Here is a 25,920-nt window from a genome sequence, read left to right on the forward strand (position 1 = left end):
TAACAACTTGCCGCATCGATCGCGAGCGTTTATGGTGCTTGTTTGCCGGGGAATAAAGTCTTGTCAGTCCTAGCGTTATTGCCAGTTAGGCTCATCGGTTTGTGACTCGTTTCAATCGCACGCTATTCTCTGCCAGCTCCGAATTTGTCTCGTTGTGCCAATCGCAGCTTGTTGGGCTGGTGCAGGATTTAGGGGCAGCACGCGGGGCTGTCTACCTTGCTTGCGAACCCAAAGCGGGTGCCCGCGAGCTCATTCCCATTACCTCTTACCCCGAGGTTGCACCGGCTCGCGAAGCCGATCGCCTGCCGTTACTGCCTGCTGCAGATGGTGTCGACGACGACAAACTGCTGCCAACTACGCGTTTACTCACTGCCGCCAGGCGATCGCTGCCTGCAGCTACCAATACCGAGCGCGAACGCGCGGCAACCGGGCCCGCTGCCGACACCGATCGCCAACTCGTCCTACCGCTGCTTTACAAAGATGCAGTACTCGGAATTTTAGTGGTCGGGCGCGAGGACCGGGACTGGGGCGATCGGGAGTTCGCCCGTTTGGAGCGGACGGCGGATACCCTAGCACTAGCCGGTGCAATGGACCAACGGCGGGGACATTGCGAGCAAACCCTGCAGGATCTGCAACGCCGCCAGCAACGACATGGCGATCGTCTCGACGACCTACTGCACCAATTGCGCAATCCGCTGGCGGCCTTGCGCACGTTTGGGAAGTTACTCGTCCGGCGGTTGGACGGTGCTGCCCCCGACGCAGCAGCCCGCGCGCGGAATCTCTCGATCGCTGCAGCGATTGGTCGCGAGAGCGATCGCCTGCAGGAACTATTCGGACAGTTCGGTCATTATGTTGACGCGATGGCTCAAGAAGCGGTCTCGGAGGGTGGCGCTTCCCCGGCAATAGATACAGGCGCTCCCCCAGCACTAGCGACAATAGCAACCGAAGCGATGGACCCAACTGATGTTGAGGAATCAGAGGCTGTCGCTACGTACTTGCTGCCCGGGCTGACCCTAGTGCCTGTCGACGTGGCCGCGATTCTCTCACCGTTGCTGTCGGCAGCCGAAGCGATCGCGCAGGAGCGCGGGATCTCCTTAAAATATAATGTTCCCGACTGCTTGCCCCCTGCACGAGCAGATGCTCGGGCTCTACGGGAAGTCATCAGCAACATCCTAGATAATGCTGTTAAATACGCACTCGATGGCGGTGCGGTTGATGTGCGCGCCGGATTGCTCCCGCCCAACGACGTCAACTTCCAGGGAATTGCCATTGGCGACGACGGGCCGAGCATCCCAACGGCAGACCAAGAGCATATCTTCGAACGGCGCTACCGTGGGGTGCAATCGACCGGCAACATTCCTGGCAGCGGATTGGGATTGGCGATCGCAAAGGAACTTGTAGACCAGATGCACGGATGGATTCAACTTGTCAGTCCCACGGGAACGGATGCAGCCGGCAATCCTTCAGGAACAACATTTATCGTGTGGCTGCCCGAAAGTAGAAGAGATGAGGGCAACCCGTCCGTTGCCCCCTGACGGGGATGCTGCCGCAGAATGCACCTGCCCTCACCCGCGTTTGCTTCCCAATTAGCACTCGGCAGCAGCAGACACGATTGCAGATAGTCAGGGGCGATTCAGGTGCGGCATTAGCGACGAGGGCAACAGAGCTCCTTGGAATGCCTCAGGGCGATCGCGACAGAGTTCGATTGCGGTCAGCCCAATCTCATCGGCTTTCGCAACAGCCGGTAAATTGGAGCAAGAGCGCTGCCAATCGCCAGGCCGGAAAGATGTTGTAGCTGCGTCGATCGCCTACACCAACAAGCGCTCTGCAACAATCTGTTGTTGGTACTCTGGCAGCGCGGCAATCGCGCGGCAGAGCTCGTCTGGATCTAAACCAGGTCTATCGAAGACTCTCCCTTGCCTATCCCCGGGGCTAAAAAAATGTTTCTACCGGTTATCCACCCGTAGCAGTTAAAAGTAGCTGCTTTTGCCCAATCTTCTAGACCTAGCTACTTAAATCCGTCCAAATCTTTGGTGAGTGCGGCAGGCAGTACTTTCGTGCTCGCTAAAGTTGAGATTGATGGAGAGGAAACCCGATTATTGCGGAAACTCTAGTAAGTTATGCCAATTTGCTAAGTCTGTCATGGCAATCAGTCTAGGATCTACCGCTACTTAGATTTGTAGTCCGGACAGGCGATCGCGACAATCTGTATCAGACCTGCCAACAGCCGGTGCGTAAGCAAAGTAATTTGACACACTAATAAGAATCGAACTTTGAGATCGAGCGTTCGGAGCGACGAATTTGTTGGAGAACAGCGTGGGTATCAAGCTAGCAGGGCGAGTCGATCGGATCAAGCCATCGCTGACACTGGCGATTACGGCCAAGGCCAAGGCGATGAAAGCTGAAGGCATAGATGTTTGCAGTTTCAGCGCGGGCGAACCCGACTTCGATACGCCGACACACGTCAAAGCAGCTGCCCAACGCGCCCTCGATGAGGGGAAAACCAAGTACGGGCCGGCAGCTGGCGAGCCCACTCTGCGCGCGGCGCTCGCCCGTAAGCTCGAACGCGACAACGGACTAACTTATGCCCCAGAGAACATCATCGTTACCAATGGCGGCAAGCATTCGCTGTTCGAGCTCATTCAAGTTTTGATCGAGCCGGGGGATGAGGTCATCATTCCATCGCCCTACTGGTTGAGCTATCCGGAAATGGTTGCCTTGGCAGGTGGCAAATCGGTGTTTGTGCCAACAAGTGCCGAAACGGGTTACAAAATCGTGCCCGAACAGCTGCACGCTGCGATTACACCCAACACTAAACTTTTTGTTCTTAACTCGCCGTCCAACCCGACGGGAGCGGTGTATGCGCCCGACGAGATTCGCGCGCTGGCAGCCGAGGTCCTCAAGCACAACATACTCGTGGTCTCGGATGAAATCTACGAGAAGATTCTCTACGACAATGCCAAGCATTTCAGTATTGCCGCCGTCAGCCCGGAGCTACAAGCGCGGACGATTATCAGTAACGGGTTTGCAAAAAGCCATGCAATGACAGGTTGGCGCGTTGGGTACATTGCCGCTCCCGTAGAGATCGTGAAGGCAATGGCGACAGTGCAGGGACACAGTACTTCCAACGTTTGCACCTTTGCACAATTCGGAGCGATCGCCGCACTTGAGTCATCGCAGGATTGCGTGAGCGAGATGCTGAATGCTTTTGCCGTGCGCCGTCGAGCCATACTGAAACACCTAGACGCAATCCCGCCGCTGGGCTGTCCCCGGCCAGACGGTGCGTTCTATGTCTTCGTTGACATCAGTCATACCGGTTATACATCGCTCGATTTCTGTAAAGAACTACTCGAGAAACATCGCGTTGCAGCGATTCCAGGCAGTGCCTTTGGCAACGACAGTTGCATACGTCTCTCCTACGCAACAGATCTGGCGTCTGTGGAAGAAGGGATGATGCGACTGGCTAAGTTTGTCGAAAAGATAACGGGAGCATAATGTGGCAGGCTCAAACATAGTTGCCCCCGGTTAAGAAGACGACCGCTTCAGTCGCAGACCCTGCCTGCCACCAACCGTCGACGCTCGCTGGAGTCGCTACCTAACCAACCCCGGCCGGCAATCGCTCTAGCGCGCTCGGTCCGGGCGCCACCAATCCATAGGGGCACAGCGCCTCCCATGCCAACACGTCTGCCAGTAATACCCGATAGCCGCCCACATTAGGATGCAAGCCATCCGGACAAAGTTGTGCCTGCCACCATGCCCTCCCGCGCTGCTCCCATAATGCCAATGTGTCGAGATACGGCACCCGCCGGCGAGCGCAAATCCCCCGCGTTACGTCGCGATATCGTCGTTGCTCTGCCAACGAAAAATACAAGCTCCCGGCAAACGGCATCCGCGTATCGTTCACCGGCACCATTCCTACGAACAACACCGGACATACGTCCCGTGCGATCGCCAATAAGTTTTCTAAATCCGTTGCGAAGGTCTCAATCGGCGTATACAAACGCCCGTCTGGTCGTCCCAACCGGGCCGAGTCATTGACCCCGACCGACACGATCGCCAGATCTGGAACCTGCCGTCTTAGCTCCCCGCGCCCGCATACCTCTCGCTCGAAGCGCGCGGCTACCTGTCCGACGCGATCGCCGCGCACGCCTAAGTTGTAGACTGCCGGTCCGGGTGCAGCTGGGTCCAGCCACCGACAGCGCAGGCGCTCCACCCATCCACCGCCTTCAGAGTCGCCAAAGCCGTAAATCAAACTGTCGCCGATTGCAGCTATTCGCTGTAGGTGGGGTCCCTTACTGCGAACCAACTGTATCGGCATCTCCACTGTCACGGTCATAGTGCGATTGCTCCCTCCTCTTTGAGATCGGTCTTGGCTGTTCCACGCGAAATGTTATGAAGAAGTTTACATCGCGACACATTCCTTCACCAAACTTGCTCTTGCCCGATAGCGCACGCGCGCCCGAGCAGAGCCGCTAAGATGAATGCCGAACTGTTTGCCGTTTCCAGAGAATTCGCATGCTGTATAAGCCCACTTCTTTCGACTCTGAAGAAGTCGTTCAACGAGCTGAAGACTTGATGCTCGCTGCAGCCAACCGCTATCGCATCACCGTCCAGGTCGCCAGCCGCGCCAAACGCCGCCGTTATGAAGACTTTGACAGCCTCGACGATCCGATGATGAAGCCCGCGATTCGCGCCATTATCGAAATGTCCGACGAGCTCACCCAGCCGGAAATCATCGGCGACTAGGTCGCTCTCTAGCCAGTGCCACGCGAACGTGCCAGCGGCTCATGCGAGCGAATTCTTAGAAGAGGGCCCGGTTGGCGACTCGGCTGGGACCCACATGCCGAGCGCTATCTAGGACTGATCGGTACCGATGACTGGGCGATCGAATTGACCGAGCCGGAGTTAGACGATTTCTGTCGCTTGCTCGCAGAGCTCGATGAGACCATTCGACAGCTAGCTAACGTGTTGATGGATGCCGAGCAGGTGACTTGTGAACTTGAAAGCGAATTGTTGTGGCTGGAAGCTGAGGGCTATCCCCACGCTTACACATTGCGAGCTATATTCACGGGCGATCGGCGCTGTGAAGGTAGCTGGACTGCTGCATCCATCCCGGGACTCGTGCATGCCGTAAGAGGGCTGCACGTCTTCTAAGCGGTAACTTTGCTTGCGTTCATATCTTCAAGTAGAGTTCGCCAGGCAGGTAATACACGAGCAGGTAATGCATACGTTTGCCGTCAAACGGTTTAGCTCACTAAGCACCGCCCATATCTGCGTCGTCGGGATTGGGATTGGCAACGTGCTAGTCAAAAGATGTATCTCTTTTCGGGACGCCGACTCGACGCGGCAAACCGTCATGCTTCTACTCGTAACGAAATCGCGGCGTTGCTTCCCACCTCGATGCATGTGAGGCTCCGCGCCACTTGGAAGCACGGTCAGATTGGTCGCGCTCGCAACGGTCGATTCGTTAAGATTCAAGAGTCTGTGGGGCTGAGTGCTCGTCGCGCGACTGCTGCCCCCGACATCACAGTTGAACTCTTGCGATTCACTTCAACACGATGGCTACTGGAAATCGTCCCGATTGGGAACGTCGCTTGCAAGAGCTGGACGCCGAAATTAATGCTTCGGTGCCCTCCACCTCTCCGGCTTCAGGTGGCTCGTTGACCGCGCGCCTGCGAAACTGGTTCGAGAACCTATCACCCGTCGGAAAGACGATCGCCTTTATTCTTGCGTTTGCAGCGATCGCTACCGTTCTCCAAGCCCTGATGCATCTTATTGCAGTTTTATTCGCGGTTGCTGCACTCGGCACGGCACTCATCGTCGCTTACCGGCTGTTCCTTGTTCCCAGCGATCGCGTTCCGCCTGCCTCCTAAATGCACGTGCGAGGGCATCACATAGGCAAACCGTTGTGAATCAAGGTCCGAGAGCGAGTTTGGAACGCGCTCTAATGCAGTAGCAACTCTTCAGCAATCTCACCGCTCGTGGACAAACAACTCCTCGGCACCTCAGACGTGCGCATTAGCCAGCTCTTGCTAGGCACTTGGCAAACTGGCAAGACCATGTGGGCTGGCATCGAAGACGATGGCTCGATCGCGACGATCCGTGCGGCCCTCGATGTCGGTATGACCACGATCGATACCGCCGAAGTTTACGGCAAGGGTCACTCCGAGGTGGTCATCGGTCGAGCTTTGGCAGGAGTACAGCGCGATCGCTACGAACTTGCCTCCAAAGTCTTCGCCGATCGCCTCGGTCGTGACGATGTCATTGCCGCCTGCGAGCAATCTTTGCAGCGCCTGCAAACCGACTATCTCGATCTTTACCAAATCCACTGGCCTGCCGGCAGCTTTGGTACCGAGCGCGTGCCAATTGCTGACACGATGGACGCTCTCACTCGGCTTAAAACCGACGGCAAGATTCGCGCGATCGGCGTCTCGAACTTCAACCGCGCGCAGCTGGTTGAGGCCGCTCGACACGGCCGCATCGACAGTTTGCAGCCGCCGTACTCCCTATTTTGGCGGCATGCTGAGGCCGAGCTAATTCCCTACTGCATTGCCAACGATATCTCGGTCTTAGCCTACTCTTCGATGGCTCAAGGTCTGTTAGCCGGCAAGTTCTCCCGCAACCATCAGTTTGCGGAAGGCGATCACCGCGCCGAAGGCAAGCTCTTTCAGGGTGAGACCTTCCAATGCGCGCTCGATGCGGTCGATCGCCTGCGCCCGATTGCTGCCCGCCACCATTGCAGCCTCGCACAACTCGCCCTTGCTTGGGTTGTTGCCCAACCCAACACCGCCGCGATCGCCGGCGCGCGATCGCCCCTGCAAGTCACAGACAACGCTGGCGCCAGTCGCATTTGCTTGTCAGCGATCGATCTAAAAGAACTTGATGCGATCTCGCGGCCGCTCCAGGACCGTCTCGATCTAAATAACCCTGTTCTATGGGATTTCGTATATTGACCGTAAATACTCTGCATCACCTCGCAAGCATATTTTGGTGAATTTTGCGGCGATCGCGGAGGCGAGCATGACCGATCTGATGTCACAATAGCGTTATCTTATGGAACGCCTACTATGCGACAGAAGTTGCGCTAGGCAGGTCCGTTGGTGGCTCCCTTTGCCAGCAGCTTTCCGGTGTATGCAACCAGATTGCCAGCGCGGCTGTATGCAATACCTGCGTTACAGGCAATGCGGCACAACTGTCGCCAACCCGCTCGGACTATTTGGCTGCCCGACTATGCACGCGTCATGAACACAACGGCCGAACTTCAGTTGCGCATTCACAAGGAAGGCATTCCAGAGCGGATGCTAGACATTGTGAATGACGAGTTCTTGGTCGGACGGTTGCCGGGCTGCGATCTGTACCTTCCCTTTTCGGAAGTTTCGCGCCACCATTGTCGATTAATGCGTCTAGGAGCGGGCGAGTGGCTCGTTGAGGATCTCGGTAGCACGAACGGTACGCTCCTCAATCAATTTCGCCTCAAATCAGTGCAGCGAATCAATCACGGTGACGTCATCCAAATCGGCAACATTTTTATTTTTATTTATCTGCTCAATTCTACTTCAACGCTACCACAGATGTCCGTTGATGCTTCATCCGGTCCGACTACATCGCCGGATGACCAGGTGCGTACAATCTTGCGTAGTGCTGAAGAATTGCAACAACAGTGGATCGAGGGCGATGCAAAGAAGGATCCCTTCAGCACCGAACATATTGCTAATGCGCGACTCAAGTACGTTGTCGAGATTGCAAAAACGCTCAGCAGTGCTGAGTCGATCGACGCAATTTTCGATCGCGTTCGCGACGTTATTTTTCAGGAAATGAAGGGCATCGAACGCCTAGCATTATTAATCGACGTAAAGGGTACGGGCAACTTAGAGTTGTTTAAAGCAGCCGGCCGGCAGCAGGGATATTCGGGCATACGAACGCTCAATACAGCAGTCAGCAACGGCAAAAAAAAACAGCTTGTGGCCTTGACACCGAGCGAGCTGCACTCTCTCAACAGCGGCGACTGGATCAGTCGCAGCATCTGCCAGCAAGTATTTACCGAGAAAGTTGCGCTCAAGACGATCGATGCTCAAACAGACGAGCGGTTCGAAGGCGAGCACAGCATCTTGTCTAAGGGCATCAGCGGGGCACTTGCAGTGCCGCTTTGGGACGAGAAGCAAATCGTTGGCGTGCTGTACGCTGACGCGCAACTCGGGTTGAGCAAGCTCGATCCGTCTGAGGACCAAGACCTGAGTTTCTTTTCAACGATTGCGAACTTAGTGGCTTCGAGCGTTCAGCGATGGTTGCTGACGCGCAAGCTCCAGAATGAGGAGCAGATTCGCCAGCGACTGGAGCGCTATCACTCGCCGGCCGTCGTCCAGCAACTGATCTCTTTGGGTGCTTCGGAAAATTTTACGCCGGTGGAAGCCGATGTCTCGGTCCTGTTTGCCGACCTGGTGGGTTTTACCTCGCTCTCGGAGCGCTTGAGTCCGGAGGAAATTGCCCGGCTCCTCAACGATTTCTTCGAGGAGATGTTGGACCCGCTTTTCAGCACGGGCGGCACGCTGGATAAATTCATCGGCGACTGCATTATGGCGTTTTTTGGTGCGCCCGAGCCGCAACCCGATCACGCCGATCGCGCCGTGGCAGCTGCCTGGGGGATGCTGAAGCGTCTGGAGGCAATGAACGCCCGACAGGTCTGGCCGCAACCGCTGGAACTCCGCATCGCCATCAACAGCGGAAAGTCCGTGGTGGGGGACGTAGGCAGCTCCCAGCGTGCGGACTACACGGTATTGGGTGCGACGGTCAATCTTGCCTCGCGCCTGGAAGCCGTTTGCATGCCTGGAGAGTGCGTAATCGGGGAAGATACCTATCGCCGCCTGCAGCGGCACCATGACGAGTTCGCCCCGGCAGGTGAATGTACCTTCAAAGGCATCGATCGCGCCATCCAGGTGTACCGGAGTTCGTGGCGTTAAGACGCAGGGGCAACGTTCGTCCAGCGGGGTGATGAGATGGGATCGCCTGCTCGTATAGTTGAAAGGAAGGATTTAGCTTGCCTACCGTGTCTGACGCACCGCCTCAACTGCCGCCAACTGACGCCATCCAAAGCCACGCCCTGCAGGCGCGTGCCGAAGCGCCATGGTTCGAATATCCGGTCCGCGCCCATCCGCACCACACCGACTACGCCGGAAACGTCTGGCACGGTGCCTATGTGAGCTGGCTGGAAGAAGCTCGCGTTGAATGCTTGCGCTCGATCGGCATCGACTTCAGCGAGCTAGTTGCCCTCGGTTGCGACCTACCCGTTGTCGAACTGGCAATTCGCTACCACCGTTCGATTCCAATGGGCACCCACGCAATCGTCAAGTGCCGAATGTTGGAGATGGATGGCGTTCGCATCAATTGGGACTGCCGCATCCAAGCAGCCAGCGCGCGCGACCTGTTTGCCACCGCTACCGTGACTCTTGTTGCCGTCGATCGCGAGCAAGGTAGAATCCTGCGCCAGTTGCCTCCAAGCGTCAAAGCCGCCCTGGTCAAGCTCTCCGTTTAGTAAATGCGGTTAGTCGCCCTCGGCTGGCGCGATTGCGTCGAGATTTGCGTTACAATTCGCGAGCCGATTTCCCCTGCGGTCCGGGAGACCGCCGCTACCGATGTCCGACTCGATTGCAGCTCCGAACGGTGCCGTTCCCCTCGATCGCATTCGTTACGACGACCGCGGACTCGTGCCGGCAATCGTGCAGGATTATCTCGACGGCACGGTTTTGATGCTGGCTTGGATGAACCGCGAGTCTTTAGCCAAGACCCTCGAAACCGGGGACACTTGGTTCTGGAGTCGTTCGCGACAGGAGTTTTGGCACAAAGGTGCGACTTCGGGTCATTTCCAGCGCGTCAAGACAATTCGCTACGACTGCGACTGCGACGCGCTCCTAGTCGGTGTCGAGCAAATCGGCGACATTGCCTGCCACTTGGGCGAGCGGAGTTGCTTTCACCGCATTGACTCGCCTCAAGCTGGCGAGAGTCCCCCCCTCCCGCCGCCAGCCGACACGCTCTCGGAGCTGTATGCTGTTGTGCGCGATCGCCGCGAACGGCCGGCGGAAGGTTCTTATACGAACAAACTGCTTGCCGGCGGCGACAACAAAATCCTCAAGAAAATCGGCGAGGAAGCGGCTGAGGTCGTGATGGCCTGCAAAGACGACGACCCCGATGCGATCGCCAGCGAAGTGGCTGACATTTTCTATCACGTGCTCGTAGCGATGGCATATCACCGTGTAGAACTACGAGAGGTATATCGCAAACTCCAAGCGCGGCGACGCTAGGTCGCTGGAGCACCCTCAGCATTCCGCGGCGTTTCGATCGTCGTATTTCGTTAAAGTCCAGGTTCTTGCGCAGAAGATGGCTTCGAAGTCTCGCGGCATAGCTGGTAGCTCGAAATTCCGCAGGAAGCCGCACAAGAATTCAATTACCGAGAGTAAGATTGCTTAGTTCGCTCGAACTCGGTGGGTTCCTTCACTCACCCTCGCGATCTTGGCGGTTAGCGACCGTTTTTAGAGCAAAAATTACCACTATACGATACCGATCCCGTTCCGATCGCACTGCCAATGCCTCCGGACCGGACATCGGACAGTGATACTCCTGAGACATGGGCGACGAGCAAGAGAATGACGGTTTGCTGCTCGTTCGCGGTCGCACTCATTATTCCTGCATCAGCATAGCCAACGCCGCCCCCGGATCGAACTGCAGTCGCGATCGCCGGGCAAATCCGCTTAGGAACTGGCAGGATCTACCGGCTTGTTGGGCGCTATGCGCTTGCGTAACGATGCAACGCGGCGCTTGGCAACACTGTTGCTCGGGTCGAGTGCCAGCGTGTGCTCGTAAGCATCGATGGCTTGAGCCGTGAGGCTCTTGCGCTCGTAAGCATCGGCGAGGTTGTTCCAGGCAATCGTGTAGTCGGGATAGAGTTTGACGGCTTCTTTGTACTGCCGTATGGCTAGATCGGTCTGCTCCTGAGCGATGTAGGCGTAACCCAGAGCATTGTAGGCGAGGGCGCGATTCTCTGGTTCGATGCCCTTACCCTTGAGCGCGCGCTGAAGAACTTTACTGGCTTGTACAAAGAGTTTTTTCTGCAGATAGATGCTGCCGAGTTCGTAAAAATCCTGGGGCGTGCCCTCCTCACTCCGCAGCTTGGACTGTAGTTGCGAAAGGCGACCTTCGTTGCGGCGCGTTCGCCAGACTTGCCGGAAAACAAAGATTCCAGCGGCACTCAGTAATACGAGCAAAACAATGATATAGATAGCAGGCAACGTTTCGTTCATGGTAAGGCGGCAGACTATGCAGCTCTCCACCTTGCTGAACCGCACGGTGGAGAGCTTGGCGTTCAATTTTCTATTGTGATTGCTTCCGGTGCTTTGGGTGCTCCAGTGTATAGAGTTGCGATCGCCGCGTGCCTATAACAAGCCCCAACGCCGGGTTGTGTCGCGCAACCACTCTGAGCTCTGCCACCGAGCGATTGCTTGGTTGACGGACTGATGCAGTCGCGCGTGCTGTAAGCCTTTTGGCATCGCCACGCACAAGGCAGCTACGGACAGCTGTGCATCAAGGCGGCGATATTCTGGATGTTCCTGCACCCACCCCGTTAGGATGCTGCGATCGCCTGCAAAGGCATCCGCAGCTTCACTTTCGAGCAAGTCAAAGGCAGCTTGGTAAGAAGATACGCCTACCAGGTCTGCATTCGGGAAGCGGTAACGGACGATCGCGATCGTGTCGGAGTTCTCGAGGACGGCGATACGTGCACGGCGCAGGTCGGAAACAGCAGCGATCTCGGTGTTGCGAGTGACGAAGTCGGTGCCGTCGAGATAGTAATAGTTGCTGAAGGCTACGAGGCGCGATCGCGGGGGGGTGGCACTCAGTCGGGCGATCGCCACGTCAGCGTCACCCTCGAGGACAGCGCCCAGGCGCTCGCGATTGCTGACATTCAAGAATTCAACCGCTTGGCGGTCTCCAATTAGGGTTTCGGCGAGGTGCCGTGCCACGTCAATTTCTAAACCCCGTAGCTCCCCACCCTCGTCACGAAAAGCCAACGGGCGGGCATCATCGTTGATAGCAACGATGAGCCGGCCGCGCGCGCGTATCTCTTCGAGGTCGGCCGCAATTGCCGCGCTTGATGCAATGAAAGTGGTGGAGAGCGCGGCGATGCTGGTGCGCAGTAGGCGATGCATCATAACGGGAGCCACAACGACGAGAGAACGCTTTAAAACCCGGCTCCAAGAGGAACCGAGTTCTGCCGGGTTCGGACTGATAATATCCCTAGCCGTCGGACTTGGTAGCAGCGGTTTCGACCACTTTGGCAAATGCAGCCGGGTCGAGGACGGCTAGCTCGGCAAGCATCTTGCGGTTGAGTCCGATCTCGGCTTGCTTCAACGCTCCGATTAGGCGGCTGTAGCTCATGCCGTTCAAGCGAGCGGCAGCGTTGATGCGCGCGATCCACAAGCGTCGAAAGTCGCGCTTGCGGCGCCGACGATCGCGGTAGGCGTTGCGCAACGCCTTCATTACTTGCTGGTTGGCGGTGCGGAATAGTTTGGAGTGAGAGCCCCGGAATCCTTTCGCTAACTTGAGGATCTTCTTGTGGCGTTTCTGCCGGACGTTCCCCCGTTTGACCCTGCTCATCGCTTTACGTTCCTTTCAAACCGTGCGAGTTAAATCCTTGTCATGTCGGTATGGACGTCTGCAGAGCTGCGATGCACGCTCCAGCCGCTCACGCCCTACCGAGAGATTACTTCATGTACGGCAGCATCTTGCTGATATTGTTGCCATCGCTGTCATCAGCCAATGTCAGTTGTGACAGGCGACGCTTGCGATGAGAACTCTTGTGCTGCAGGAGGTGATTCTTGTTTGCCTTACGGCGACGGATCTTCCCACTGCCCGTGGTGCGGAAGCGCTTGGCTGCCGCACGGCAGGTCTTCATCTTTGGCATTCCGACCGAGCCCAATTCGACACGAAATACCAATCTACCTTAACTGAATCGCGAAATGCAACGATCGCGTTAAATGTTTGCAACCGAATTGCCCGCTGCCGCATCTGACGCGCTGGCCGACTCAATCGAGTGTGACGGGGAACGCGCGATCGCCGATGGTGACGACATCGCCACTGTGGAGCTTGCGTCCGCGACGGGTTTCGACTTCGCCGTTGACGCTGACGAGTCCATCTTGGATCGGAATTTTTGCCTGCCCGCCAGTCCCTGCAGCACCGACGAGTTTGAGGAATTGGTCGAGTTTGATGGCGCGTTCGGGCATGACGTTCATGTTGCTAGCGGACAACGCGAAGGAACTACAACTATTGTCGCAACACAACCGCGCTTGCCTGGAAGGTCGTGCATGCAGCTCATAAAAAGGTACTACCGAATACCGCCAAGATGCACGGCAATAGAGGACTCCAGTCTCTCACCCTCGCCGATCGCGCGCCAAGTACTGTGCCCGCACCCAAGTGACTGACACAGTGCTTGCAACTCAAACTCATAACGACTACGCTTAAGGAGGTGCCGATCGCAATTGTGTCGATGTGCGTCTAGGAGTAATCATGAGAGCAATCCGCGAAATTCCCCTCAACCTCATTCACCGCCCGCTCCCGCGCCAGAACGATCCCGAGAAAGTTCGCGTGCTGATGGAGTCGATCGCGCAGGAGGGGTTGCGCGAGCCGATCGACGTCCTGGAAGTTGAAGGTCGGTACTACGGCTTCTCCGGTTGCCACCGCTACGAAGCGCACCAGCGCCTCGGCAAAGAAACGATCGAATGTCGCGTGCGGCGCGCGCCCAAATCCGTTCTTCAGCACCACTTGGCATAAACGCGATCGCTGAGCTGACTCGGTACGGATTGCCTTTGCGCCGATGCTGAAGAGGAGACGTCTGCGCCAATTGACGTCAGCGCTAATTCGCTAATTATTGTGATAAGTGCACCGATGCGCTAGTACTAACGTTGTTGTGCAGATAGCTTCCCGAGCTCTCCTAAAATGTATGAGTCAGTAATGTATGAGTCAGCCCGAAACGATTACCTATAACTCAATCGACCGCACTCAATTGCTGCGCGATCGCGCGCGACAGGTGGGCTTGCTCAGTTTGCGGCAAATTTGCCAGCAGGCTGGGGTCTCCGAGCGGCAGTTGCGCTACCTCCGGCGCGGGCAATGCGATCGCCTGCGGGTCGAGACACTGCAGCGGCTGGCCCGGGTCCTGGAGATACCAACTACCGATTTGCTCGCCGAATTCGCCTCTGGTCGCGAATCGGCGTCGGAACCAGCAGTGCTGCAGGAACCGGATCGGGTCTCGAGACCGGAGCCAAATGTTGCCGATATGCAACGCGAATGCCAAATCCTGCAGCAGCAATTGCTCCGGCAGCACGCAGAACTACAGAAAAACTTCCAGCGCACTAGTTTGCATCTCCTCGAACCCTGGCTGCGCCAGTGGCCGAGTGCGATCGCGGGCGTGCAGCGCAATCCCGAATTACCTGCCGCGCGCCTGCTGCCGCTGACCGCACCGATCGACAATTTGCTTCGGAGCTGGGAGGTGGAGTCAATTGCTGCTGTTGGTAGCGAATTGCCTTACGACCCGCAATGGCACCAGCTGCTTGAAGGTACTGCCGCACCTGGCGATCGCGTTCGGGTCCGCTATGCCGGTTATCGCTGGGGCGACAAGTTACTGTTTCGCGCGCAGGTCGGTCCGGTTGATTAAAAGGCAGGCGATTGGATGGGATCGCACCAGCGGCGATCGCGGAACGAAAGCGCCGGATTGCTTCGCGTATCGTTGCCTACCAAGCCCCGGAAGTCTCGCTCTCTAGAGTCTCGCTCTCAGATAGACTTTTGCCCTGAAAGCTTCAGCCACTGATCCGTAAAATTCTCGTTAAGAGAGATGGCGATCGTTCCGCGAGTGGGCAACTATGCCGATATCGAATTCGACAACTTCAACCTTGGCGATCTCGATCGGCTCGATTACATCAAGTTTTGCTATGGTTACTGGCTCTACGTTCTAATCTTGGCTTGCGTTCTGCATGCAGACCTCGAGCCGCCGCCTGTTTCAGGCTGGCAACCAAATTGACCCGCCTGCTCGCCTGGGACAAAACCTACCGGGTGACTTTATTAACCCGTTAATAGGCAACCGTTCGGACAGCATCGAACATGCGATCGCACGCCCGAAGCGTCGTGAGGGACTTATGACAGTGGTAATCGGTGCCGATCGCAGCGGTGCGGGCAAAACAACGGTAACACTGGCGCTGCTTGCCTACTTGGCACAATACGGGTCCGTGCAAGCGTTCAAAGTCGGTCCGGACTACATCGACCCGATGTTCCACGCGGCAATGACGGCACGTCCCTGTCGCAATCTCGACCCGGTGCTGACAAGCGCGACCTACGTGCAGCAGTGCTTCGCGCGCCACTGCTGGGGAGCGCGCTGGGCGCTGGTTGAAGGCGTGATGGGCTTGTTCGATGGTGTCCCAATCGCAGACGTCCCCGACTTTGCGTCCACTGCCCACGTTGCCCGCTTGCTCGAGCTGCCGGTTCTGCTGGTACTCGACTGCCAGCGCCTATCCGGTTCGATTGCGGCGATTGTCAGCGGTTTCTGCAGCTTCGACCCACGCGTGCGCGTGGCTGGCGTTGTCTTGAATCGCGTTGGCAGCGATCGCCACCTCGAGTTATTGAGCATGGCGCTAGAACCTTTGCAGGTCCCAATCTTGGGTGTCCTGCGCCGCGACGACCGCATCGCGATTCCCGATCGGCACCTCGGGTTGGTCCCGACCGACGAGTTAGCCCACCTAGCCGAGTTGCGCGATTGCCTGAGCGACCTAGCAGCAACCCGGTTCGACTGGGAGCAATTGCTGCCGCTACTAGCCGCTCCCCAACGATCGCATGCCGCCACGACAGCGAGCGTTCGCTTCCCCGCCCGCGTCGGCATCGCCCGCGATCGCGCCTTCAATTTTTACTACCCCGACAACCTGGATCTCCTTGCCGCTTTGGGTGCCGAACTTGTCGAGTGGAGTCCGCTCTCGGCAGACACACTGCCGGATGTGCAAGGGCTATATCTCGGCGGTGGGTTTCCGGAGGTGTTTGCGGCCGAACTTGCCGCCAATCGGTCGCTGAGGGATTGCTTGCGCGCGGCGATCGTGTCGAACATGCCCGTTTACGCCGAGTGCGGTGGTTTGATGTTTCTGTGTCGGCAACTCGTCGATTTCTCCGGTCGGGTTTGGGAGATGGTAGGTGCGTTACCGGCAACAGCAACGATGGGCGCGCGCCTCACCCTTGGCTACCGGCAGGCGATCGCCCTGCGCGACAGTCCACTCTTCCGCTGTGGTGAAGTAGCCTGGGGACACGAGTTTCACCGCTCGACGCTCGGTCCTGCCCCCGATCGACCGCTTTTCCGGACGCAGGGACTGGCTGCGTCCACTCTGATAATGGAAGGTTGGCAAACCGCACAGCTGCACGCATCCTACATCCATCTCCACTGGGGCACGCGTTCCGAACTGCCCGCTCGCTTCCTGGAGCGCTGCCAACATTGGGGCGAGTAAATCCCTTCAAGTTGTTGGGATCGAGCATCGAAGTCCCTGCACATTCGGACGCGATCGCGGCTCACCTCACGGCTGGCATCATCTGGTCGAACTGAATTTATAGCGTGAATTACCCTCGTGCACTCCAAGGGCCTGGGTCTACAGGTTGAAGGACGTTCTCATTGCATTCGTAAAATGAACGCTGACAACATGCTTGGATCCCCTGCCTTTACTCTCCTGGGGGGACTTGGAAACGATCTTGGAGTAGTTTTTGGATTCTGTCTACCTTAACGACGCCGAACGTTGCATGCGTGACCACAACCGTTCGTAATACCCGAAGCAGTTTATATTGTGGACTCTTCGAAAAATCGCGGGATTCTGGCGTGCCGTCGGCTGAAATGCCCATGCTCTTGTAGCGATCTTCGGTCTAGAGCGAATTCATCTAGGTGCCCTCTCGTTGAACGGTCCGTTTCCACCGGCGCAACCGGCTACACTGCACTAGATAGACAGAGTCAGCAAGCTTTTCCAGCATCCTATGGACGTAATCCCCGCGATCGACCTCCTCAACGGCCAGTGCGTGCGTCTTTACCAAGGCGACTACGAACGATCGCAAGTGTTCGGCGACGATCCGGTTGCTGTCGCGCGTCGCTGGGAGACGACTGGGGCAGCATCGCTGCACGTTGTCGACCTCGATGGTGCTAAGGAAGGCACGCCGATCAACCACGACGCGATCGCGGCGATCGTCCGCGCGATCGAGATTCCCGTCCAAGTTGGGGGCGGCTTGCGCGATCGCGATCGCGTTAAGCAACTATTCGACCTCGGCGTTTCGCGGGCGATCGTTGGCACGATCGCTGTCGAGCAACCGGAACTCGTCGCGCATTTATGCGAAGAATACCCCGAGCAAATTATTGTAGGCATCGATGCGCGGCAGGGCCGCGTGGCAACGCGAGGCTGGCTGGAGACGTCCGAACTCGCCGCAACCGACCTCGCCCGGCAAGCAGCCGATTGGGGAGCAGCAGCGGTCGTCTACACCGACATCCACCGCGACGGGACTCTGTCCGGCCCGAATCTCGACGCGCTGCGCGCGCTGGCTAGTGCGATCGACGTGCCGGCGATCGCGTCGGGCGGCATCGGTTCGGTCTCCAATTTGCTGAGTTTGCTGGCACTGGAACCGATCGGAGTCTGCGGCGCGATCGTCGGTCGCGCCCTCTACACCGGCGACATCGACCTTGCTGAAGCCTTACGTGCCGTCGGTCCCAACCGCTGGCAGGACGTTCCACCAGACATCGGATCGTCTACCTTTGCGTAAGTTTGGCTTTCGGGCGCGATCGCAACCGAACCTCGCATCAATATGGGTTCAGACACTGCCGTCGCGATGCGCATCGATCGATTCACTCACGACATTAAGTCGACATTGCAGCACGGGCAATTCAGCCGCCGCTACGCCACAATCCAGCAATTTTTCGAGGTGCCCAGCCGGCGCGCTGAGTTCAGATCGCTTGAATCGGTCGAGCCTGAAATAGCTGCAATTAAGCTGTTGGTTCTGCTGGAGACGAGCGGACACTGGCTGCTTGGGGGTGGCGTTCGGGCTCGGGCAATGCCGGTCGCAGGCACAAATACATCAACGGACCTACTATCGGTAGCAAGCTCACCGCCCAAAACACTCGCGAGGACCGCAGACCTCGCCGCGCCATGTCGTCACCGAGCAGCGCGGGGAACGCCAGGCAAAGAACGCAAAAGTCCAGACTCATCACGTGAATAAATCGGCTGCTCTGAAACTGCTCTGCGAAATCCACCCAGTTGCCCTTCAATAAACCAAATCCCAGTAACAGAAATCCCCCCGTTGCAAACGCAATGCCCGTAAGCCGTGCGTCGAGCAGACGAATGAGAATCCCTTTCTTCCCTGGGAATGTCGCGTTCGGCGATCGCAATGCCAAGTAGGGCAATAGTGCAAAGGCACCCACTGCCATCGATGCAACCGTGAAGAACCACGCCCAGAGTCTTTGCCCGCGCCCGTCTGCGAGGGTCAAACAGGCGTATGCGAGCGGCCACATGCCCATCAAGTAAAACAGCGCTGCGACCAGTGGGTTGATGCCCTCAATTTTGAAGACGACCAGGTCCCGAATCAACACAAATGTTGCTTTGAAATCGACTGGTGGTGCGAAGCGGAAGGCATAGGTCGCGAAGATTAGCCAGAGGACTATCAAGCCTAGTCCCCGCCCGATCGCCGATTTGCTGTGCGCTTGCATGCTGTTGGTCATCTTCACCTGCCGAACAATGCTGCAGAGATACTAAGCCTGCGAGGATTGGCAGCAATCGCGACGCCGACTTGCCTACCAATTTGCCGGCTAATCGACGCGCAGCACTTCAGTCAGGTAGTCGGCAGCTGTCTCAACTAGGGCGATCGCATTCTCATATAGCATCCGCGTCGGACCGATAATGCCAACACTACCCACAGGCGTATCGTTGCAGGAGTAATTGGCGGCAATCAGGGTGCAGGTCTGCATCGGTCCGAGTGGATTCTCCGACCCGATGCGCACCGTCACGCGTCGGGCAGGAGCGTCCGGACGTGGCACTTCAAACACCAGCGGCCACAACCTGTCTTGCTCCTCTTCGAGTAGGTGCAATAGCATTTGTACCTGATGCAGCTCGGAGAACTCGGGCTGTCGTAGGACTTCAGCGATGCCGCGGACGACAATTTCTGGGGACGGAACGGCAGCTTGTTCTTGCACTAACCCCACGAGGACTTGGCGCAACAGCTCCATTGACGTCTGGAAATCCCGGTCGAGTTCGCCCCAGTCGAGTGTTGCCAAATCCGTTAGGGATCGCCCGCGCAACTTGCTGTTGAGATAGTTCGATAACATTTGTAACTCGCCGTCGGCAAGTTCGATCGTTGCGCCTGTCGCCGCGCCTGTTGCCGGACCATCGACCGGCAGCTGCAGCAGCACCGACCGCGTCTCGTAAGCATCGGTCACGAGAATCAACATGACTCGCTCGGAATCAACACGCACGAGCTGCAGGTGCCGCAAGCATCGGGTAGGGTATCGCGGGCGGGTAATCAAAGCAACGTAGCCGCTCAGGGTTGACAACAGCTGGGTAGCCCCTTGCAACAGAGCTTCGATACTGCCGCTCCCGTTTTGAAGGGTCTGTGCCAGCAGCTGCTCGATTTCCGGCCCGAACGCGAGATCGGGTGTCATCAGGCGATCGACGTAAATCCGATACCCTGAGTCCGACGGGACGCGCCCGGCGGAGGTATGCGGTTGATAGAGCAGACCGGCTTTTTCCAGCCACCCCATCGCGTTGCGGATCGTTGCCGAGCTGACTGAGAAGTCGTACTCGCTAGCCAACACCTTGGAGCTGACAGGCTCGGCCGTTGCGACGTAGTGACGGACTGTAGCCGAGAGCACCTGCTGATGGCGATCGCTCAACTTGGGAGGTCGGGAGGGCATGGCGGCACGTTGGGGACAACAAACGGCTTGAATGCAGAATGTTAACTAATCATAAAGGTGCGAGCGAGCGTTTGTAGTTGTCAGCGATCGCGTGATGCAACCGCATCAGCCCCAATGTCCAGCCCATCTCTGTCTCCCCCGGGCTTAGTAGCGTGGGACATTAGCATCGACGCGCGCGGAGTAAGCATCGATACCGCCGATTATGTTCTTAACATTCGCAAACCCCTGTAACCTTAGCCACTGACACATCTGGGCAGAGCGAATGCCGTGATGGCACAAAACTAAGGTCGGCCGATCTGGATCGAGGTACTGACCGATCCGACCGGACCACTGCTCGTACTGGCTGAGTGGCAGATGGGTAAAACCGGGAATGGCGGCCAATTCAACTTCGTGTGGCTCGCGCACGTCCACTAGCTGAACCGACTCCGAATCACAAGCCGTGGTAGCAAGCAGCTCGGCAAAATCTTCTACGGCGATCGCTGTGGCACCAGCTGACATAGCAGTCAAACCCTCCAAAAAAGTCCTCTCAATTGCTTTGGAATATCTTAATGGTCGGTCTTCGCGCGCGGAGCAAAACGCGATCGCCTCAGGTGTGGTTATGGTGACGCCGGCCGACAATGCCAACCCACCTGCGAATGATTTCTACACCCCGTTAAACGCCCAAGAAGGAGCGGATTGCTGCTGCTACTTCTGCAGCTGCTTCAACGTGTGGCACGTGACCCCCGCGCTCGATCCATACAAGTTTGCTGTTGGAAATGCCGCGTGCGAAGCGATCGGCGTCTTTCGTGCCGAGGATGCGATCGCCTCGTCCCCAGACGATCAGCGTCGGCGGCGCGATCGCTCCAAGGTTGGGTAATACGGAGGCATATCCACCGCTGCGCGTGAACTCCGCCAGTGCCCTCCGCCAGCCTGGCATGCGCACGTGCAGAGATCCACACAGCTCGGCGTCGGCGGTGACCGAGTTGGGATCGTGGAATGCTGCCCGACAGATGGCGGCTCGGACGCGCGGGGGTCGCAGAATCTCCGCCGCTAGAGCTGCCACCGGCAGGGGTAAAAACTTTCCCAAAGCCGGGCCGCTAGCAATACCCGTACTGTCGATTAGCACCAGCTGCGCCACTGCTTCGGGATGCGCCAGTGCGAAGGCGATCGCTGCCGAGCCGCCCATTGAGGCCCCCACGAGCACGACCGGCTCTGCAATCGCAGTTTGCCAGAAAGCCCGCAAGTGTTCTGCGATCGCATCGGGACCTAGACGCAAGCCCGGCACCCGCTCCGTGAAGCCAAAACCGAGGAGGTCCAAAGCCCATACCTCGCGCTCGGTACTCAGGAGTGGAGCCAAACGGCGGAACTCCAGCAGCGAACTATCAAAACCGTGCAGCAGGAGCAGCGGCGGTTTGCGTTGCCCTTGCCGCACATACGCGGTTGGAATTGGCTGCGGGTATAGCGGCGTCGGCACGTCCAAGCGCTCGATCTGCTCGGCGATCGCGAGCGATGTCGGCTCGCTTAATGCGGCCGCTTCCGCCGGCAAGAAGCTCGGGAACTGTTTTTTCTGCACCGATGTTGTTTCGCGCCCACCTAGTTGTTCGAGCTTCTCGAACTCGACGGGCTAAAACGCGAGCTAGCGTCCAACGCACGGAACGGCGGCGGGGTATTCGATGCGCCCAATGAGGGCGATGAGGTACCGAAACTGCTGTTACTGTCGCGCTCGAAAGGAGAGGATGCGCCTGAGGGTGAGGTTTCCTCGGGGCCGGGGCGATCGCCCAAGTCGTTCAGATCGCCGAGGTTGAACAGAAATGGCACGCTGGCGTTACTATTGCCGCCCATAACCAAGACCTGCGGCATCTGCGATCCCCCCTGACGCCAGGCCTCGATCGCCTCTTTCTGCAGCACCAGTGCACCGCCTTGAGCGCGCAGGGTTTCGGCAAGCAGTCGCTGGGCTTCGGCTTTACCCTTGGCACGGTTGATTTCGGCTTGGGCTTGCTGCTCGGCTTCGCGAGCGATGTAGACCGCACGCTGCGCCCGCTGCTCGGCAATTTGTTTGTCTTCAACAGCTTGGGCGAATTCTTTCGTGAAATTTAGATCGACCACACTGGTATCGAGAACGAGAATGCCGTACTTTTCCAAACGCTCGTTGAGCGCTAGGTCGAAGTCTTCCTTCAGTTCGCTGCGCTTGGTAATGGCTTCTTCGACCGTACGGCGTGCAGCTGCGGTCTTGAATGCCTCTTGAGTTTGCGGCGCGATAATTTTCGAGACCACGTTCCCCAACGTGCCTTGGGTACGGCGGATATCGACGACGCGCGTCGGGTCGAGACGGAAGTTAATCGCGAAGCTTGCAGTGAGATCCTGCAAGTCTTTAGTTGCGCTTTGTGCCGGCACTTCAAACTTTTGTACCGTTACGTCGTACACGTCCACGGTCGAAACCAGCGGAGGTTTGAAGTGGATCCCTTCCAGAAGCGCACCGTCTTGGGCTTTGCCAAGAATGCTCAGCACCCCGGCTTGACCGGGATTGATGATGACAAAGGAATTGAGTCCTACGAGGACGACAAGTGCTGCGACAATGCCGCCGATCACTGCTTGTAAGCTTTGCCCTGACTGACCTGACAAGATTCCAGTCTCCTCGAAATGTTCGGCCTTTTTTCACTATCAGCCTATCAGGCAGCCGCAAGCACTGGCAAAATTGTAGGGCATATCTTGGATTCCCCATATATAGGGGCTTTCAAGTGGGTCGGTGACTACAAAACTCGAATATTGACAGCTATCTAATCACTCCCAAGATTCGCAACCAGCTCTAGCTACGACCTCTGAGCTAGTGCGGTTGTAGTATATGGCATGTTACTGGGCAAGGACACCGGGACACCGATTGGGAGAAGGGATAAGGCTGACATAGAGTCTATTCCTGCGCTTCAGAGCTCATGTCTGAGTCATTTCTCTACTGCCAAGGCAACCAAATCGTCCCTGTCGGCTCTGCCTCATGTCAGCCCGATCCCTCGGCCCACTGGTCCCCCCTGCCCAATGCTACTGTCACCGCGATTGCGACCGCCGCTTGAATGTTGCACAGGCACACGATGTCGGAGTTGTGCACTCTCCTCAAACGAGTCGAACGCAGCTTGAAAATGCGCGCGAAGGCTTGGGCATTCGCGCCAGCGCGCTCGTTGAGTCCGTCTCGCTCGCCAGCATCATCCTTTAGAGCAGCAACTTGCAGTCCAAAGTTAGGCATAGTCACCGCCGGTGCCCGACCAAGCAGCGATAACGGTGGAGCGCGATCGAGAACTTACACCAAGCTGGGACGCAATTGCCCTGCTAGTTAAGTCCGGGGTCGACGAAGAGACTACTGGAGCGCGCGAGCTGCTGCTGGATTAGCAGTTGGAGTGGTCGGTGCAAAGCACAGTTGTTAGCTTAGGCGATGGGTGACTTTTGGGAATGGGCATCTCCAGCGGACATCGTGCGACTATTCGCAGATGGGGAGCGTCGCTAAAGCCTGGTTCTGTGGGCGATCGCTCATGAAAGGTTGATGCGAGCTAGGGATTGGGGAATAGCTTATCGGAAACTTTGGCGCGAGGGGCTGGAAGTGGTCTGCGCGGTGAAGAAGTCCCAGGGGCAACCCCCGACGTGTGAGGTGCAAAGCCGAGCATCCGTTCGGGGTCATCAGCGGCGCAGGGGAAGTACATGAAAATCATCTGTATACCTTCAATGCCATTCTGCGGCGTCGATGCAGCGCCTACCTTCGGAAGCAAAACGTTATACGAAGAAGGTAGCTGGACACCGACGCAGTGTGACTTTACCGGGATTTCCGCACAACCGAGTGCAAGTGCATCCATCGCTAGAGAAGGGAGTACGCCAGCAATGAAGTGGGGCTTAGCCGAGCGACCGTTCACAATCGCGGAGATGCGGCTGATAGGAGGCTTGGCTTTTTCCCCCTTAGGCAGCCGGTGTCGCTCGGCTCAAAGCGCATCGCGATAAGGACCTGCGCTTTTTGGGAATCTTGACCAATCTGGGGCGGTCTAGCGATCGCGTCACTCCATCTCTTTTCCCTCCAGAGGCGGGCTTGCTAACGGACTGGTGCCATCGATGACTTCATAGGGTGTGACGCGCAATACAACTTCGACTGGGCGGTGTAAGTCTTCAGATAAACGTGCCTCTATTAGGCGTACTTCTTCGCCATCGAATAATCCCTTTGGTGCCCGCAACGAAATCCATAGAAGGATTTTATCTGCCTCCACTACCTGAAATCCCGTGCTCTCAGCTTCAAAGTATTCGGGTCTTTCTTGAGCTAGCGCGCGCAAACTGCGAATAAGATCGAATTCAAGCGCGCGCTTCTGAAGCGGATAGAATCCGAGCAGTTGAATAATCAGGAGGAGTAAAAGGATGACTCCAGTCTGGCCGATCGAAGCCTTTCGCAAACTCCCATAGCCCTGAGAGAGAAAAACCAGTCCTCCGCAGAAAATAATTGCCACTAAGTTTGTTAAAAATAATACGAAAGCCCCTTGCTCGAGCGAGAACGATGTTTCCAAACCTCGGTATTGGAGGTTGAGTAGTGCCTCGGGGGATAAAGCAAGCCCGATGCCAGTTACACAGAGGGGTGGTACCAAGGCTACGGCGATAGCAACCCCAGGTAAAGCATTAGCAATAGACCGACGCGTTCTAGCAAAGGTACCCGCACAGCCCGCAGCAAGAGCGATGCCTAAATCTAATAGGGTTGGCGTCGATCTCGAAAGAATTTCAGTGTTCGTCAGATCGGCTTCCAAAAAAAACGCGATGACGTAGGAGATTGCAAGCGTGTATGCAATACCAAGCAACAGCATGACACTGCTGTCCAGCAACAAACGTCGCCTGCCAGTAACTGCGGCGTAGGACAGTGCGAGGATAGGGTTCATCAGCGGTGCGACGATCATGGCACCTATAATGACACCCGCGCTATTTAGCATTAGTCCTAGAGTTGCAATTGCTGTTGCCAATCCCAGCATCAAAAAGAACTCAAACTTAGAGTTTGATTCGTTTTCAAATGCTGACTCTAATTCGCTTGCTGGTATGGGTGCTTCGCTGAAACGCTGCCACCACCGTGCTCGGTGCGGGCGAACGGTTTCGATCGGGGAATGTTTTTCCACTGGCAAGGACATAAATCAAACGCTTGTGACAACGACAAGCGGAACCGAAGATGCGATACGAGTCAGCATAGGCGATCGCTTAGCAGCACGGCAGCAGCAGCACTATGCACTCGATGGCACGTCTGGCAAAGTTGGATCGAGAAGTGCTTTGATAGAGCGGTCAGTCCCGAATTATCTGCAATGCGTTCGATTTATAAGTTGATTTTGACCGGTGTAGCGCTCTCCTGGAGTCTGCCCGCCCGTGCCCAACAAGTGTCTCTGGAGCAATTGTGTAGGAGTTTCCCACAAAACTCTCGGTGCGTGCGCGTCGAGCAAGGTTTGCCCTCAGTTGTCTCGGGGGTAGGCGTTCCAGATAATGGTACTTGCACGCCGTTGCTGGAAGAGCAGTCGGGCACCGACGAAGTGGTTGCTGGGGGCGGTTCGTTGTTGTCGGGAGTACCGCTCGTTAATATCATCGCCGGTCGCGGCAATCGCAAGACTAACTTTCTCGTACCTGCAAGTCCACCTTTTTCGTCCTACATCGTCCAACTTCAGGCGTTAATGACGGCGGAGTACCGCATTACCCTGACCTTGGACTATCCAAACAGATCCAACGTGGAAATACTGCGCGAAGGCTTGATGTTATTCGAGCAACAACTTCACGGTCTGAGCGGTTCCGCCCAGACCGGTCAGCCTTCCCGCCTGCGAGTCGACGCAAGCAGCACGAATCGACCATCAGCAACCTATCGATTAGCCGCTTATGGCTGCCGCTAGCTTCCCGACTGGACAGACGTCTCGATCGCCGTTTGGTTAGAACTGCTTGCCGATTGCGCCCTGGAGATTCGCGGGGGATGTTGCGCTCACAATCGGGCGATCGCCGACCGACGCCCG

General features: G+C 57.0%; 28 protein-coding genes and 1 pseudogene. 16 read left to right on the forward strand and 13 right to left on the reverse strand.

What is annotated here, in order from left to right; all coding sequences use genetic code 11:
- Nucleotides 1-101 precede the first annotated feature (101 nt).
- Both KR51_RS13150 and KR51_RS13155 read left to right on the forward strand, forming a co-directional pair.
- Nucleotides 102-1,535, forward strand: a complete 1,434-nt coding sequence (locus KR51_RS13150) for a sensor histidine kinase (protein WP_022608503.1) — start codon at nt 102-104, stop codon at nt 1,533-1,535.
- A gap of 787 nt (nt 1,536-2,322) precedes the next feature.
- Nucleotides 2,323-3,495 (forward strand): pyridoxal phosphate-dependent aminotransferase, encoded by a 1,173-nt coding sequence (locus tag KR51_RS13155; RefSeq protein WP_040656302.1) that lies wholly within the window; start codon nt 2,323-2,325, stop codon nt 3,493-3,495.
- A 100-nt stretch (nt 3,496-3,595) separates the two neighbouring features.
- Here the strand turns inward: KR51_RS13155 and KR51_RS13160 are convergent, their stop codons facing one another.
- Nucleotides 3,596-4,336 carry a GDSL-type esterase/lipase family protein gene (locus KR51_RS13160; RefSeq protein WP_022608505.1) on the reverse strand — a complete coding sequence of 247 codons (741 nt, stop codon included), beginning with the start codon at nt 4,334-4,336 and terminating at the stop codon, nt 3,596-3,598.
- A gap of 182 nt (nt 4,337-4,518) precedes the next feature.
- Between KR51_RS13160 and KR51_RS13165 the strand changes: the two genes are divergently transcribed.
- The 7 genes from KR51_RS13165 (at nt 4,519) to hisIE (ending at nt 10,295) form a co-directional block, all read left to right on the forward strand.
- Entirely contained in the window at nt 4,519-4,746 is a 228-nt protein-coding gene (locus tag KR51_RS13165; RefSeq protein ID WP_198016791.1) for a DNA-directed RNA polymerase subunit omega, read from the forward strand.
- A gap of 15 nt (nt 4,747-4,761) precedes the next feature.
- The gene (locus KR51_RS13170) at nt 4,762-5,154 is read left to right on the forward strand and encodes a DUF1818 family protein (RefSeq protein ID WP_022608507.1); all 393 of its coding nucleotides are present in this window, start codon (nt 4,762-4,764) and stop codon (nt 5,152-5,154) included.
- A gap of 404 nt (nt 5,155-5,558) precedes the next feature.
- On the forward strand, nt 5,559-5,873 hold the full coding sequence (locus KR51_RS13175) for a hypothetical protein (RefSeq protein WP_022608508.1): 315 nt from the start codon (nt 5,559-5,561) through the stop codon (nt 5,871-5,873).
- Between the two features lie 108 nt (nt 5,874-5,981).
- Nucleotides 5,982-6,953, forward strand: coding sequence for an aldo/keto reductase (locus KR51_RS13180; RefSeq protein ID WP_022608509.1), 972 nt, complete (start codon nt 5,982-5,984; stop codon nt 6,951-6,953).
- Between the two features lie 147 nt (nt 6,954-7,100).
- Nucleotides 7,101-8,957: an adenylate/guanylate cyclase domain-containing protein gene (locus KR51_RS13185; RefSeq protein ID WP_232214619.1), complete on the forward strand. Its 1,857-nt coding sequence runs from the start codon at nt 7,101-7,103 to the stop codon at nt 8,955-8,957.
- A gap of 77 nt (nt 8,958-9,034) precedes the next feature.
- On the forward strand, nt 9,035-9,529 hold the full coding sequence (locus KR51_RS13190) for an acyl-CoA thioesterase (protein ID WP_040656251.1): 495 nt from the start codon (nt 9,035-9,037) through the stop codon (nt 9,527-9,529).
- Nucleotides 9,530-9,629: 100 nt separating this feature from the next.
- Complete coding sequence (hisIE, locus tag KR51_RS13195; RefSeq protein WP_022608515.1) at nt 9,630-10,295, forward strand: bifunctional phosphoribosyl-AMP cyclohydrolase/phosphoribosyl-ATP diphosphatase HisIE; 666 nt, start codon at nt 9,630-9,632, stop codon at nt 10,293-10,295.
- 190 nt (nt 10,296-10,485) lie between these two features.
- On the opposite strand, the gene KR51_RS21010 is transcribed toward hisIE, so the two are convergent.
- The 6 genes from KR51_RS21010 to KR51_RS13220 all read right to left on the reverse strand — a co-directional run bounded on the left by KR51_RS21010 (nt 10,486) and on the right by KR51_RS13220 (nt 13,292).
- On the reverse strand, nt 10,486-10,620 hold the full coding sequence (locus KR51_RS21010; RefSeq protein ID WP_269634912.1) for a hypothetical protein: 135 nt from the start codon (nt 10,618-10,620) through the stop codon (nt 10,486-10,488).
- Between the two features lie 122 nt (nt 10,621-10,742).
- Nucleotides 10,743-11,291 (reverse strand): tetratricopeptide repeat protein, encoded by a 549-nt coding sequence (locus KR51_RS13200; protein WP_022608519.1) that lies wholly within the window; start codon nt 11,289-11,291, stop codon nt 10,743-10,745.
- A gap of 132 nt (nt 11,292-11,423) precedes the next feature.
- Nucleotides 11,424-12,209: a transporter substrate-binding domain-containing protein gene (locus KR51_RS13205; protein WP_232214613.1), complete on the reverse strand. Its 786-nt coding sequence runs from the start codon at nt 12,207-12,209 to the stop codon at nt 11,424-11,426.
- Between the two features lie 73 nt (nt 12,210-12,282).
- Nucleotides 12,283-12,642 (reverse strand): 50S ribosomal protein L20, encoded by a 360-nt coding sequence (gene rplT / locus KR51_RS13210; RefSeq protein ID WP_022608523.1) that lies wholly within the window; start codon nt 12,640-12,642, stop codon nt 12,283-12,285.
- Nucleotides 12,643-12,748: 106 nt separating this feature from the next.
- Nucleotides 12,749-12,949 (reverse strand): 50S ribosomal protein L35, encoded by a 201-nt coding sequence (gene rpmI, locus KR51_RS13215; RefSeq protein WP_040656306.1) that lies wholly within the window; start codon nt 12,947-12,949, stop codon nt 12,749-12,751.
- A 121-nt stretch (nt 12,950-13,070) separates the two neighbouring features.
- Entirely contained in the window at nt 13,071-13,292 is a 222-nt protein-coding gene (locus tag KR51_RS13220; protein WP_408638124.1) for an RNA-binding S4 domain-containing protein, read from the reverse strand.
- Nucleotides 13,293-13,551: 259 nt separating this feature from the next.
- Between KR51_RS13220 and KR51_RS13225 the strand changes: the two genes are divergently transcribed.
- The 5 genes from KR51_RS13225 to hisA all read left to right on the forward strand — a co-directional run bounded on the left by KR51_RS13225 (nt 13,552) and on the right by hisA (nt 17,808).
- Nucleotides 13,552-13,815 carry a sulfiredoxin gene (locus KR51_RS13225; protein ID WP_040656252.1) on the forward strand — a complete coding sequence of 88 codons (264 nt, stop codon included), beginning with the start codon at nt 13,552-13,554 and terminating at the stop codon, nt 13,813-13,815.
- A 184-nt stretch (nt 13,816-13,999) separates the two neighbouring features.
- Nucleotides 14,000-14,695, forward strand: a complete 696-nt coding sequence (locus KR51_RS13230; protein ID WP_022608528.1) for a helix-turn-helix domain-containing protein — start codon at nt 14,000-14,002, stop codon at nt 14,693-14,695.
- A gap of 177 nt (nt 14,696-14,872) precedes the next feature.
- Nucleotides 14,873-15,058, forward strand: coding sequence for a hypothetical protein (locus tag KR51_RS13235; RefSeq protein WP_022608529.1), 186 nt, complete (start codon nt 14,873-14,875; stop codon nt 15,056-15,058).
- A gap of 115 nt (nt 15,059-15,173) precedes the next feature.
- On the forward strand, nt 15,174-16,520 hold the full coding sequence (locus tag KR51_RS13240; RefSeq protein WP_022608530.1) for a cobyrinate a,c-diamide synthase: 1,347 nt from the start codon (nt 15,174-15,176) through the stop codon (nt 16,518-16,520).
- Nucleotides 16,521-17,034: 514 nt separating this feature from the next.
- Nucleotides 17,035-17,808, forward strand: a complete 774-nt coding sequence (gene hisA / locus KR51_RS13245) for a 1-(5-phosphoribosyl)-5-[(5-phosphoribosylamino)methylideneamino]imidazole-4-carboxamide isomerase (RefSeq protein ID WP_022608531.1) — start codon at nt 17,035-17,037, stop codon at nt 17,806-17,808.
- Between the two features lie 220 nt (nt 17,809-18,028).
- On the opposite strand, the gene KR51_RS13250 is transcribed toward hisA, so the two are convergent.
- The 5 genes and pseudogenes from KR51_RS13250 to KR51_RS13270 form a co-directional block, all read right to left on the reverse strand.
- Entirely contained in the window at nt 18,029-18,760 is a 732-nt protein-coding gene (locus tag KR51_RS13250) for a hypothetical protein (RefSeq protein WP_022608532.1), read from the reverse strand.
- A gap of 87 nt (nt 18,761-18,847) precedes the next feature.
- Nucleotides 18,848-19,948, reverse strand: coding sequence for a heat-inducible transcriptional repressor HrcA (gene hrcA / locus KR51_RS13255; protein WP_022608533.1), 1,101 nt, complete (start codon nt 19,946-19,948; stop codon nt 18,848-18,850).
- A gap of 144 nt (nt 19,949-20,092) precedes the next feature.
- Nucleotides 20,093-20,446, reverse strand: a complete 354-nt coding sequence (locus KR51_RS13260) for a rhodanese-like domain-containing protein (protein ID WP_022608534.1) — start codon at nt 20,444-20,446, stop codon at nt 20,093-20,095.
- 154 nt (nt 20,447-20,600) lie between these two features.
- Complete coding sequence (locus KR51_RS13265) at nt 20,601-21,500, reverse strand: alpha/beta fold hydrolase (protein WP_022608535.1); 900 nt, start codon at nt 21,498-21,500, stop codon at nt 20,601-20,603.
- Nucleotides 21,501-21,715: 215 nt separating this feature from the next.
- Nucleotides 21,716-22,549 (reverse strand): annotated as a pseudogene (locus KR51_RS13270) (prohibitin family protein); the annotation flags it as partial.
- A gap of 624 nt (nt 22,550-23,173) precedes the next feature.
- On the opposite strand from KR51_RS13270, the gene KR51_RS21015 reads away from it, so the two are divergent.
- On the forward strand, nt 23,174-23,305 hold the full coding sequence (locus tag KR51_RS21015; protein WP_269634913.1) for a hypothetical protein: 132 nt from the start codon (nt 23,174-23,176) through the stop codon (nt 23,303-23,305).
- A gap of 653 nt (nt 23,306-23,958) precedes the next feature.
- Here KR51_RS21015 and KR51_RS13280 read toward each other — a convergent pair.
- Entirely contained in the window at nt 23,959-24,909 is a 951-nt protein-coding gene (locus KR51_RS13280) for a DUF389 domain-containing protein (protein ID WP_198016787.1), read from the reverse strand.
- Between the two features lie 321 nt (nt 24,910-25,230).
- Here KR51_RS13280 and KR51_RS13285 point away from each other — a divergent pair, with 321 nt between their 5' ends.
- A complete protein-coding gene (locus KR51_RS13285) occupies nt 25,231-25,803 on the forward strand; it encodes a hypothetical protein (RefSeq protein WP_022608542.1) in 573 nt (190 codons plus the stop codon).
- Nucleotides 25,804-25,920: the final 117 nt, after the last annotated feature.

The organism is Rubidibacter lacunae KORDI 51-2, assembly GCF_000473895.1.
GTDB classification, from domain to species: Bacteria; Cyanobacteriota; Cyanobacteriia; order Cyanobacteriales; family Rubidibacteraceae; genus Rubidibacter; species Rubidibacter lacunae.

What these genes read in the sequence shown, in the direction of transcription:
- KR51_RS13280 (WP_198016787.1), bottom strand. Translation starts at nt 24,909, where the DNA reads ATGCTGGGATTGGCAACAGCAATTGCAACTCTAGGACTAATGCTAAAT.
- hisA (WP_022608531.1), top strand. Translation starts at nt 17,035, where the DNA reads ATGGACGTAATCCCCGCGATCGACCTCCTCAACGGCCAGTGCGTGCGT.
- KR51_RS13240 (WP_022608530.1), top strand. Translation starts at nt 15,174, where the DNA reads ATGACAGTGGTAATCGGTGCCGATCGCAGCGGTGCGGGCAAAACAACG.
- KR51_RS13250 (WP_022608532.1), bottom strand. Translation starts at nt 18,760, where the DNA reads ATGACCAACAGCATGCAAGCGCACAGCAAATCGGCGATCGGGCGGGGA.
- rplT (WP_022608523.1), bottom strand. Translation starts at nt 12,642, where the DNA reads ATGAGCAGGGTCAAACGGGGGAACGTCCGGCAGAAACGCCACAAGAAG.
- KR51_RS13200 (WP_022608519.1), bottom strand. Translation starts at nt 11,291, where the DNA reads ATGAACGAAACGTTGCCTGCTATCTATATCATTGTTTTGCTCGTATTA.
- KR51_RS13225 (WP_040656252.1), top strand. Translation starts at nt 13,552, where the DNA reads ATGAGAGCAATCCGCGAAATTCCCCTCAACCTCATTCACCGCCCGCTC.
- rpmI (WP_040656306.1), bottom strand. Translation starts at nt 12,949, where the DNA reads ATGCCAAAGATGAAGACCTGCCGTGCGGCAGCCAAGCGCTTCCGCACC.
- KR51_RS21010 (WP_269634912.1), bottom strand. Translation starts at nt 10,620, where the DNA reads ATGTCTCAGGAGTATCACTGTCCGATGTCCGGTCCGGAGGCATTGGCA.
- hrcA (WP_022608533.1), bottom strand. Translation starts at nt 19,948, where the DNA reads ATGCCCTCCCGACCTCCCAAGTTGAGCGATCGCCATCAGCAGGTGCTC.
- KR51_RS13260 (WP_022608534.1), bottom strand. Translation starts at nt 20,446, where the DNA reads ATGTCAGCTGGTGCCACAGCGATCGCCGTAGAAGATTTTGCCGAGCTG.
- KR51_RS13160 (WP_022608505.1), bottom strand. Translation starts at nt 4,336, where the DNA reads ATGACCGTGACAGTGGAGATGCCGATACAGTTGGTTCGCAGTAAGGGA.
- KR51_RS13235 (WP_022608529.1), top strand. Translation starts at nt 14,873, where the DNA reads ATGGCGATCGTTCCGCGAGTGGGCAACTATGCCGATATCGAATTCGAC.
- hisIE (WP_022608515.1), top strand. Translation starts at nt 9,630, where the DNA reads ATGTCCGACTCGATTGCAGCTCCGAACGGTGCCGTTCCCCTCGATCGC.
- KR51_RS13230 (WP_022608528.1), top strand. Translation starts at nt 14,000, where the DNA reads ATGAGTCAGCCCGAAACGATTACCTATAACTCAATCGACCGCACTCAA.
- KR51_RS13175 (WP_022608508.1), top strand. Translation starts at nt 5,559, where the DNA reads ATGGCTACTGGAAATCGTCCCGATTGGGAACGTCGCTTGCAAGAGCTG.
- KR51_RS13285 (WP_022608542.1), top strand. Translation starts at nt 25,231, where the DNA reads ATGCGTTCGATTTATAAGTTGATTTTGACCGGTGTAGCGCTCTCCTGG.